At 68.5% G+C, this 4,871-nt stretch carries 6 protein-coding genes; 3 read left to right on the top strand and 3 right to left on the bottom strand.

The features are described 5' to 3' along the window. Positions 1–22: 22 nt before the first annotated feature. Positions 23–856 (top strand): alpha/beta fold hydrolase, encoded by an 834-nt coding sequence (locus AC1DOC_RS19165; RefSeq protein WP_478129215.1) that lies wholly within the window; start codon positions 23–25, stop codon positions 854–856. A gap of 21 nt (positions 857–877) precedes the next feature. Here AC1DOC_RS19165 and AC1DOC_RS19160 read toward each other — a convergent pair whose 3' ends face one another. From AC1DOC_RS19160 to AC1DOC_RS19150, 3 genes are all read right to left on the bottom strand, one after another. After that, on the bottom strand, positions 878–1,153 hold the full coding sequence (locus tag AC1DOC_RS19160) for a hypothetical protein (protein ID WP_015866278.1): 276 nt from the start codon (positions 1,151–1,153) through the stop codon (positions 878–880). Between the two features lie 147 nt (positions 1,154–1,300). Then, positions 1,301–2,272 (bottom strand): D-2-hydroxyacid dehydrogenase family protein, encoded by a 972-nt coding sequence (locus AC1DOC_RS19155; RefSeq protein ID WP_436046202.1) that lies wholly within the window; start codon positions 2,270–2,272, stop codon positions 1,301–1,303. A 14-nt stretch (positions 2,273–2,286) separates the two neighbouring features. Further along, positions 2,287–3,279 (bottom strand): Bug family tripartite tricarboxylate transporter substrate binding protein, encoded by a 993-nt coding sequence (locus AC1DOC_RS19150; protein WP_478130288.1) that lies wholly within the window; start codon positions 3,277–3,279, stop codon positions 2,287–2,289. Positions 3,280–3,465: 186 nt separating this feature from the next. Between AC1DOC_RS19150 and AC1DOC_RS19145 the strand changes: the two genes are divergently transcribed. Both AC1DOC_RS19145 and AC1DOC_RS19140 read left to right on the top strand, forming a co-directional pair. Then, on the top strand, positions 3,466–4,230 hold the full coding sequence (locus tag AC1DOC_RS19145; RefSeq protein WP_436046198.1) for an IclR family transcriptional regulator: 765 nt from the start codon (positions 3,466–3,468) through the stop codon (positions 4,228–4,230). Between the two features lie 104 nt (positions 4,231–4,334). After that, positions 4,335–4,871, top strand: a 537-nt coding sequence (locus AC1DOC_RS19140; RefSeq protein ID WP_478130287.1) for a class I SAM-dependent methyltransferase, incomplete at its 3' end; no start/stop codon positions are given.

Raw genomic sequence — 4,871 nt, 5'->3', positions numbered from 1 at the left:
GCCGAGGAAGAAAGAGCACCTGATGTCCAGCAATGAACTGAATCTGCCCGAACGCTTCGATTTCCAGGGACACGCCGTTGCGTGGGGATCCATCGGCGAGGGACCTCCGGCCGTGCTTCTTCACGGCACGCCGTTTTCCTCGGCCGAGTGGCGGCGGATTGCGCCATGCCTTGCCCGCGAGCGGCGCGTCTTCTACTTCGACATGCTGGGCTACGGCCTCTCCGACAAGCCGGATGCAGACGTCTCTCGCGGCGTGCAGAGCGAACTCTTCGCCGCCTTGTATCGGCACTGGGGGCTCGGCAGTCCCGACGTGGTGGCGCACGACTTCGGCGGATCGAACGCGCTGCGCGRCCACCTGCTGAACGGCCTGGACTATCGCTCGCTGGTCCTGATCGATCCGGTGGCGATCAGCCCGCAAGGCTCGCCGCTGGTGCAGGCGGCCAGGAAGCACGAAGAGGTGTTCGCGAGCCTGCCGGCCTACATCCACGAGGCCATGCTGCGGGCGTACATCGGCACGGCCGTCGGGAGCGCGCTGCGCGAGGACGAGATGCAGCGCTACCTCGCGCCCTGGCTCGGCGATGAGGGGCAGAAGGCATTCTGGCGGCAGGTCGCGCAGATGGACGACAAGTACACCGAGGAAGTCGAGTGGCGCTATGGCGAGATGCGCTGCCCCGTCGCCATTCTGTGGGGCGAGGAAGACGAGTGGATTCCGATGGCCGACGGGCGCGAGTTGGCCCGGCGCATGGGCACTGCGTCCTTCACGCCGGTGCCCGATGCCAAGCATCTGGTGCAGGAAGATGCGCCCGAGGCGATCGTGGCTGCGGCCTTGCGGTTGTGGGCGGCGGTCGATCGATGATTGCCGGGTGCCGACCGCAGGTCACAGCAATCGCAATCCCCTGGGAAATCGAATGAAGGCCTGCGCCGGTTCGGGCATCTTGCCCGCCCTGGCGATCTCCGCGAAGCCCTCTTCCGTGATGCGTGTCACGGTGGCCACCTGCCATACGGCTTGCCGCGCGCGCGATCTGATGGCTGCGAACTCGGCCTCGATCAGGCCGGTGGCCACGAGCAGCGAGACCTGCCGGACTTCCTCCGGATCGGTGACGCGGACAGGCAACTGCACACGGTGCAGCCTCAACAGCAGAAAGAGCGGCATTTGGTTCTCCGATGGCCGGCTCGAGGGGGGCCTCGAATGCCGTCCGTTTGGAATTGGTTGAATGTGAATTTGTCACATTCAAAGCCGCCACCCGAGTCAGAATAAGTCGATCGGCCGTGTCCGCCACCGCCGCCTCGCAGACAGGTCCTAGCCCGGGCGCAGGACCGAGGGGTTGAGCGCGTCCTTCAGGCGCCCCGCGGCAAACGCGTTGACGTGGTCGAAGGCGATGCCGAAGTAGCGTTCGTAGTTGTCGCGCTCGACATAGCCGATGTGCGGCGTGCACAGCGCGTTGGGCAGATGCAGGAGCGGATGTTCGCCGGCGCGCACGGGCTCTTCCTCGAACACGTCCACGGCCGCGAAGCCCGGCCGGCCCGCCGCCAGCGCGCGTTCCAGCGCACCGGGCGCGACCAGCTCGGCGCGGCTGGTGTTCACCAGCAGGGCGCTGGCCTTCATGCGGGCCAGGTCTTCGCCCGAGACCATGCCCCGGGTGTGCTCGTCGAGCCTCACATGCAGGCTGACCACGTCGCTCTGTGCGAAGAAGGCCTCGCGCGAGGGCGCCACCTCGAAGCCGTCTGCGCGCGCCGCCGCAGTCGAGCCCTCGCGCCCCCACACCCAGACCTTCATGCCGAACGTGCGCCCGTAGGCGGCCACCTGGCGGCCTATGCGCCCGTAGCTCCACACGCCCAGACGCTGGCCGCCGAGCTGCTGGCCCAGGTGGCCCTGCCACCGGCCCTGGCGCAGGCGCGTGGCTTCCTCGACCAGATGCCGGCGGCTTGCCAGCGCGAGCGCCCAGGTGAGTTCTGCGGTGGCCGAACCCGCGCCGCTGCCTTCGGCCACCGCCACGCCGCGGGCCGTGCAGGCCGCGAGATCGACGTGGCCCGCCAGCTTGCCGGTCTGGCTGATGAGACGCAACCGGGGCAGCCGCTCGAGCAGCGCCGCATCGATGCGCGTGCGCTCGCGGGTGAGCACGATGGCCTCGGCATCCGTGAAACGCGCCGTGAGTTCATCGGTGCCCTTCACCGTGTCGTTGAAGATGCGGACCTCGTGTCCATCGAGCTTGCCGAAGCAGCCGAGCGTGCGGACGCAGTCCTGGTAGTCGTCGGGGATGACGATGCGCATCGGGCGGCGCTCCTTCATTGCAAGGTGATGTTCAACTGCTCGACCGTGCGCTTCCACAGCGCGAGGTCGTCGCGTATCAGCGCCGTGAAGTCGGCCGGCGGCATGCCGCCCGGCTCGATGCCCTGGGCCTGGAAGATCTCGCGCACTTCCTGCGCATCGAGCGCGCGCTTGACTTCGGCATAGAGCCGCTGCATGAGCGGCGCGGGCGTGCCGGCCTTCAGCAGCAGCCCGTACCAGCCATGCACGTCGAAGCCGGGATAGCCCTGCTCGGCGACGGTCGGCACATCGGGCAGGCCGGCGAAGCGCGACTTGGGCGCGACCGCGAGTGCGCGCAGCTTGCCCGCCTTGATCTGCGCGAGCGCCGAACTCATGTCGAGGAACATGAACTGGATCTGCCCGCCCAGCAGGTCCTGCACCGCCGGGCCGGCGCCCCGGTAGGGCACATGGRCCGCGTGGATGCCGGCGCGCTRCACGAACAATGCGGCGCCCAGGTGCGCAGAGGTGCCGTTGCCGGATGAGCCGTACGAAAGGCTRCCGGGCTTGGCCTTGGCCATCTCGACCAGTTCCTGCAGGTTCCTGGCCGGGAAGTCCGGCTTCACCACCACCGCATGCGGAATGAAGCCCACCACCGTGAGCGGCGCAAAGTCGCGCAGCGTATCGAACGGATAGTTCGGCATCAGCGCCGGATTGGTGACCGCGAGGATCGACGGAAAGACCATCGTGTAGCCGTCGGCCGGGCCGCGCGCGATTTCGCTCATGCCGATCACGCCGCCACCGCCGGGCTTGTTGTCGACGATCACGGGCTGGCCGAGGCCGGGCGCCATGTTCTTGGCGATGGCGCGCGCCATCAGGTCGGTCGGGCCGCCGGCCGCAAAGGGCACGACGATGCGGATCGGCTTCGAGGGAAAGGCGGACTGCGCGTTTGCGAGCGGGCTCAAGGCCGCGAGCGCGAGGCCGGCGCCCGCGGCGGCGTGGAAGCCTCGGCGCGACATGCGATTCGGGTTCATGGTGTCTCCATTTTTTGTCATGCACCGGATCAAGGGGCGAGCACGGCCATGCCGTCGGCGTGGCGCACGGATGTATGTCTCTCTTTCCCGCTTGTCGGTGTGTCCGAGCTTAGGACGCATACTCCGCCAGCGCACCTGCCTTCTTCCACTGCGTGGAATTGGAGGGCTGCCGCGAGGAGACACCGAATGCCCACCCCATCCAACCGCTCGCTCGAACGCGGAATCGAGATCCTGCGTGCCTTCCGGCCCGGCTCCACGCTGCTGGGCAACGGCGAGCTCGCGGAGCGCACCGGCCTGGCGCCAGCCACCGTGAGCCGCCTGACACAGACGCTGGTCGGCGCGGGACTGCTCGAGCACGACCGGCGCGCGCGCGCCTACCGGCTCGCGGCGCCGGTGCTGAGCTTCGCGCACGCCATGCGCACCGGCTCCACCGTGCTGCAGGTGGCCGCCCCGCGGATGCGGGCGCTGGCCGAGAAACTGCGCATCAACGTCGGGCTCGCGGTCGCCGATCGTTCCGAGATGCTGTACCTCGAATCGATCCGCTACAACAAGAAGGCATCGCTGCGCAGCGTGGTGAGCGGACAGCGAGTGCCGATCGAGCTCACCTCGCTCGGCCGTGCCTGGCTGGCAACGGCGCCGCCGGCGCGGCGTGCAGAGCTTGCGAAGGAGTTCGAGGCGCGCCGCAGCAATTGGCCGCGGCTTCGCAGGGAAATCGACAGGGCCATCGAGAGCGTGCGCCGCCGCGGCTGGTGCGTGGCCTCGTGGCAGCCCGAGATCGTTGCGCTGGCCATGCCGCTGGCGCTTCCGAACGAGCCCGTGCACGTGCTCAATGCGAGCCTGTCCACCAGCGAGCCGGCGAACGAGGTGGCGCTCGAACTGGGTGCGCCGCTGCTGGCGCTCGGGGAGCAGATCACCCGCGAATTCATCGCGCGCGGCGGCAGTCTGGCGTAGGCCGTTCGCCAGATGATGGAGAGAAGCCTGTAGGACGGCGTTGACGGGGCTGGCGTGCAGGTCCACCATGGCCGGGCCACCATCCGGAACTTCAAGGAGATCTCATGGCTGAGAGCGACAAGGTGTTCTCGGGGTCGATCCCGAAGTTCTACGACACGCTGATGGTCCCGCTGATCTTCGAGGCCTATGCCACCGACATGGCGGAGCTTGCCGCAGCCTCCTCGCCCGGCGCGGTGCTCGAAACGGCGGCCGGCAGCGGCGTGGTCACGCGGGCGCTGGCGCCAAGGCTGGGCGCCGGCGCGCGCTACGTGGTGACCGATCTCAACCAGCCCATGCTCGACTACGCCGCCAGCCGGCAGGGCGCCGACAGCCGCATCGAATGGCGGCAGGCAGACGCGCTTCACCTGCCGTTCGACGATGCTTCGTTCGACGTCGTTTGCTGCCAGTTCGGCGCGATGTTCTTTCCCGACCGCAGTGCCGGCTACGCCGAGGCGCGCCGAGTGCTGAAGCCGGGCGGGCGATTCGTCTTCAATGTCTGGGACCGCATCGAGGAGAACGCCTTTGCCGACGAGGTCACCCAGGCCGTCGCCGAGGTGTTTCCGCAGGACCCGCCGCGGTTCCTTGCCCGCACGCCGCATGGC

This window comes from Variovorax sp. 01T439_2, assembly GCF_056398445.1.
Note: the sequence above shows the minus strand (reverse complement) of the source record. Positions and strands in the feature narration are given on the sequence as shown.

Coding starts and splice junctions, on each gene's coding strand:
- AC1DOC_RS19160 (WP_015866278.1), bottom strand. CDS start 1,153: ATGCCGCTCTTTCTGCTGTTGAGGCTGCACCGTGTGCAGTTGCCTGTC.
- AC1DOC_RS19155 (WP_436046202.1), bottom strand. CDS start 2,272: ATGCGCATCGTCATCCCCGACGACTACCAGGACTGCGTCCGCACGCTC.
- AC1DOC_RS19145 (WP_436046198.1), top strand. CDS start 3,466: ATGCCCACCCCATCCAACCGCTCGCTCGAACGCGGAATCGAGATCCTG.